The 4,711-nt window shown below is 70.8% G+C and carries 4 protein-coding genes; 1 reads left to right on the forward strand and 3 read right to left on the reverse strand.

Annotated features, from left to right (window positions below; all coding sequences use genetic code 11):
* Nucleotides 1–646, reverse strand: a 646-nt coding sequence (locus AC13HU_RS32495) for an MFS transporter (protein WP_483045571.1), incomplete at its 3' end; no start/stop codon positions are given.
* A gap of 847 nt (nucleotides 647–1,493) precedes the next feature.
* On the opposite strand from AC13HU_RS32495, the gene AC13HU_RS32500 reads away from it, so the two are divergent.
* Entirely contained in the window at nucleotides 1,494–2,792 is a 1,299-nt protein-coding gene (locus AC13HU_RS32500) for a hypothetical protein (protein ID WP_483045572.1), read from the forward strand.
* A gap of 86 nt (nucleotides 2,793–2,878) precedes the next feature.
* Here AC13HU_RS32500 and AC13HU_RS32505 read toward each other — a convergent pair whose 3' ends face one another.
* Nucleotides 2,879–3,532: an FMN reductase gene (locus AC13HU_RS32505; RefSeq protein WP_483045573.1), complete on the reverse strand. Its 654-nt coding sequence runs from the start codon at nucleotides 3,530–3,532 to the stop codon at nucleotides 2,879–2,881.
* Nucleotides 3,529–4,656, reverse strand: coding sequence for an LLM class flavin-dependent oxidoreductase (locus tag AC13HU_RS32510; protein WP_483045574.1), 1,128 nt, complete (start codon nucleotides 4,654–4,656; stop codon nucleotides 3,529–3,531). The genes AC13HU_RS32505 and AC13HU_RS32510 overlap by 4 nt, the downstream gene beginning before the upstream one ends.
* Nucleotides 4,657–4,711: the final 55 nt, after the last annotated feature.

Genomic DNA, 4,711 nt, shown 5'->3' on the forward strand with positions numbered 1-4,711 from the left:
GGGTTCCCGCGTGCAGCAGGCGCATGCCGCCGATGAAGGCGATGACGGCGAAGATCAGGTTGACGTACAGACACCAGCGCCAGTTGAGGTACTCGGTGAGCAGGCCACCGAGGAGCAGGCCGACCGCGCCGCCCGCGCCGGCGATGGCGCCGTAGATCCCGAATGCCTTGGCGCGCTCCTTGGGGTCGGTGAAGGTCGTCGTCAGCAGCGACAGAGCGGCAGGCGCCAGCAGCGCGCCGAACATGCCCTGTAGGGCGCGGGCCGCGACCAACACCTCGAAGCTCGGTGCGCCGCCGCCGACGGCCGACGCGACCGCGAAGCCGACCAGGCCGATCAGGAACGTCCTCTTGCGCCCGATCAAGTCGGCGAGCCGTCCGCCCAGCAGCAGCAGGGAGCCGAATGCGAGGGCGTAGGCGGTGACGATCCACTGCCGGTTGCCGTTGCTGAAGCCCAGTGCGGTCTGGGCGGAGGGCAGCGCGATGTTCACGATGGTCGCGTCCAGTACAACCATCAGCTGGGCGAGGGAGATGACACCCAATACCCACCAGCGGTGGTTCGAGGTGCCGTCAGCACTCGGACGCCGGGGCCGCTTCGTGCTGCCGCCCACGTCCGAGGCCACAGAGCCGTCCTGGGTGCCACGGGCCATGAGGTGGATCTCCTTAGCGCGAATGCGCACCCCCCAGGGTTGTCTACACGCTAGGCGCAGGTCCGGGGGGCTGCCACGCAGGAGCGTCCGGCCGCCCATGGCGCGGAGCTGGCCCCGGACTTGTGGTCCGGGGCCGGCCCTTGCGCGCGGCTCGCGTCAGGTAGGCGGCAGCGCGGGTGTGTGGCGGAGCGTGGCAGTTCGGGGAGCCGCCCGCGCCCGGGCCCCGTCCCGGGCGCGGCGGCAGATCCTCAGCCCCCGGAACTACTACCTGCCACTGGTGCGAGGAACCGGAGATCACCCGCGACCGCCATCGGGCGACCGTCCCGGGAGGCGATGACGGTCACGGAGTGGTAGGCCGCGCAGTGGTCGGCGGGGCGCGCGAGCGGGCTGCGGCTCGGCGGCACGGCGGGCGCGGGACCCGCAGCACGGGCGGACGGAGGCGGTCCCGTCGCGGCCCTGCGTGCTCTGAGCAGCAGACGAACGTCCACCCGGTGCGCCCTTCGTGTGACCGACCGCCGCGCGACCCGTGCTTCACCGGGTGTGCAGCACCGACAAAACGATCTTTATCCGCCGGCTACGTGCGGCTAACCCCGCGTCACCCGGATGGCGCGACCCGATGAGCGCTCAGGCGCGCGGCGGTGTATGGCGCTCCTTAGCGGTTGGGAGCCGGCCGGTGCGATGGTGCGTTGATCTGCGTGATCGACGCGCTGGTCACCCGTACGTGAACGGCCGCGACTGTTCACGAACGCACTAACACCGCGCGCGGTGCGTGCGCAGAGGCCGTTTTCTGAGGTCGGAAGGACGGAGTGCCCGGGCGGTTCGGCGAAGCGGTGAGGGGAGCGTACGGATGGCCGGCGACGCGGACGGCCCGCACTCCGGTGGCGCGAGCCAGGCCCCGCTCGGCGCCGGCGAGCGGGCCGAGCTCGACGACCTGCGAGCTCGCCTCCCCTCGCGCCACAGGCTGCGGTCGACGCTGTCGGCGGTACTGATCACCCTGGCCGCGCTGCTCGCGCCGCTGAGCGCGGTCGCCGTATGGGTGGCGGACGACATGGCGAACACCGACCGCTATGTGCGCACGGTCGAGCCACTGGCGTCGAAGCCCGACATCCAGGCGGCGGTGACCGACACCGTCACCGACGCGGTCATGCAGCGGATCGACATCGACACCCTGCTGTCGCAGGTGGCGCCGGACAAGCGGCCCGGTGTCAAGGCGGCGTTGGGCGCGTTGGGCGGTCCGATCACCCAAGGCATCAGGGACCTCGTGCACCAGACGGTCGCCTCCTTCGTGGCAACCGACGCCTTCAAGACCTTGTGGACGCAGCTCAACCGCCGTGCACACGCCGCTTTCATCGGCGCGCTCACCGGGAACAGCGACAGCGCGGTGCGGATCAACGGTGACGCGGTGACGCTCGACCTGGCGGCGGTCGTCGAGCAGGTCAAGCAGCGGCTGGTGGACCGCGGGCTGACGGTGGCGTCGCACATTCCGCCGGTGCACACGGACTTCACGCTGCTGGAGTCGGATGACGTCAAACGGGCTAGAACGGGGTTCCGGGTGCTGCAACTGGCCGGGAACTGGCTGCCCGTGGTCACCGTGCTGCTGGCCGGCGTCGGGGTGCTGCTGGCGGCACGCCGACGGCGGGCGCTGGTGACCGCAGCGCTGGCGATCGCCGCGGGGGCGGCGGTGCTGGGGATCGGCCTGACGGTCTTCCGGATCGTCTACCTGGACCACCTTCCGACGGACGTCGACGAGCGGGCGGCGGGGACGGTATACGACCAGGTCGTGCGCTTCCTGCGGGAGACGGTGCGCACGGTAATTGTGCTGGGGGTGGTCGTCGCCCTCGGCGCGTGGCTGAGCGGGGCCGGGCGGTGGGCGGCGCGGGTCAGGTCGGCGTGGGAGTCGGGGCTCGCGGCGGCCAGGGATGCCACAGGGGTGTCGTTGGGGCCGGTGGGGCCGTGGGTGCACCGGTATCGCCACCTGCTGCACTGGTTGGTGGTCCTGGTGGCGGTGGTCGTCCTTCTCCTGTGGTCGTACCCGACCGGGATGGTCATCTTCTGGATCGCGCTGGCGGCGCTCGCGGCGCTGGCGGTCGTCGAGTTCCTGGACGACCGCCGTCGCGGAAGCGGCCCGAAGGCCACCGCCCCTTAGCGCGCGCCTTCGTGGCCTTCCGTCGTCAACCCGCCGCCGGAGAAGTCACCCTTTCGAAGACGCGCGTCATCTTCCGTCCGAAGACGTCACCCTTCCACGGCGAGCGCGGCGAGCTGCTGCGCGAACGGCACCACTTCCATGCCGTCCGCCCGGGCCGGCTCCCGCGGCTCCCCCAGGTGCTCCGTCCCGTCGGCCGGGTGCAGCGGCCGGCCGGGACGGGCACCCAGGAGCACGGAGAGTTCGGCCGCGGCACGGTCGACGCGGGCGGCCAGTGCGCCGTCGCCGTCCGACGCCCAGTCCTCGGAGGCGGCGTACACCGCGGTGGGTATGACCACTGCCCGCAGGTAGGCGAACAGGGGTCGCATCGCGTGCTCCAGCACCAGGGAATGCCGGGCGGTTCCGCCGGTCGCCGCGGCCAGCACGGGCAGGCCGGCCAGGGCGTCCTTGTCGATGATGTCGAAGAACGACTTGAACAGACCGCTGTAGGAGCCGGTGAACACCGGGGTGACGGCGATCAGGCCGTCGGCGGAGGTGACGGCTTCGACGGCGTCGCGCAGCCGCGGCGAGGGGAAGCCGGTGACCATGTTCTGCGCGATGTCGTTGGCGAGCTCACGCAGCTCGATCACCTGGGTGTCGACCTCCGCGTGCCGTGCGGTGGCGTCCGCCAGGCGGTCGGCGAGCAGCCGGGTCGACGACGGCTTGCCGAGGCCCGCGGTGACCACAACCAGTTGCTTCGTCATGCCCGCACCTCCTGGGTGTCGGCCGGGGTGCCGGCCGTGTCCTGGTCACCCTGGTCGCGGCGTGCGACCAGCGCGTCGTGGGTGGGGCCGTCCGGGACCTGCGCCGGGCGCCCCTTGGCGAACTCCTCGCGCAGCACGGGGACGACCTGCTCGCCGAGGATGTCGAGCTGTTCGAGGACCGTCTTCAGCGGCAGGCCCGCGTGGTCCATCAGGAAGAGCTGCCGCTGGTAGTCGCCGAAGGACTCGCGGAAGGTCAGCGTCTTGTCGATGACCTCCTGCGGCGAGCCGACGGTGAGCGGTGTCTGCTCGGTGAACTCCTCGAGGGACGGGCCGTGCCCATAGACGGGCGCGTTGTCGAAGTACGGGCGGAACTCGCGCACCGCGTCCTGCGAGTTCTTCCGCATGAACACCTGACCGCCCAGGCCGACGATCGCCTGCTCGGGCGTGCCGTGTCCGTAGTGGGCGAAGCGGTCGCGGTACAGGCCGATCAGCCGCTTGAAGTGGTCCTTGGGCCAGAAGATGTTGTTCGCGAAGAAGCCGTCGCCGTAGTACGCGGCCTGCTCGGCGATCTCCGGGCTGCGGATGGAGCCGTGCCAGACGAACGGGGGCACGCCGTCCAGCGGCCTGGGCGTGGCGGTGAAGGACTGCAGCGGGGTGCGGAAGCGGCCGGCCCAGTCCACGGACTCCTCGCGCCACAGCTTGTGCAGCAGTGCGTAGTTCTCGACCGCGAGCGGGATGCCCTGGCGGATGTCCTTGCCGAACCACGGGTAGACCGGGCCGGTATTTCCCCGCCCCATCATCAGGTCGACGCGGCCGCCGGCGAGGTGCTGGAGCATCGCGAAGTCCTCGGCGATCTTCACCGGGTCGTTGGTCGTGATGAGGGTGGTGGACGTGGACAGGATCAGATGATCGGTCCGCGCGGCGATGTAGCCGAGCATGGTCGTCGGGGAGGACGGCACGAACGGCGGGTTGTGGTGCTCGCCGGTCGCGAAGACGTCCAGCCCGACCTCCTCGGCCTTCGACGCGATCGCGACCATCGCCTTGATCCGGTCGTGCTCGCTCGGCGTACGGCCCGTGGTCGGGTCGGTCGTGACGTCGCCGACCGTGAAGATTCCGAACTGCATCTCTGTCCCACCGTCCCATCTGGTTGATTGTTCAACAACACGAACATTCCACCAC

The organism is Streptomyces sp. NH27 (genome assembly GCF_056859195.1).

Coding starts and splice junctions, on each gene's coding strand:
- AC13HU_RS32500 (WP_483045572.1), top strand. CDS start 1,494: ATGGCCGGCGACGCGGACGGCCCGCACTCCGGTGGCGCGAGCCAGGCC.
- AC13HU_RS32505 (WP_483045573.1), bottom strand. CDS start 3,532: ATGACGAAGCAACTGGTTGTGGTCACCGCGGGCCTCGGCAAGCCGTCG.
- AC13HU_RS32510 (WP_483045574.1), bottom strand. CDS start 4,656: ATGCAGTTCGGAATCTTCACGGTCGGCGACGTCACGACCGACCCGACC.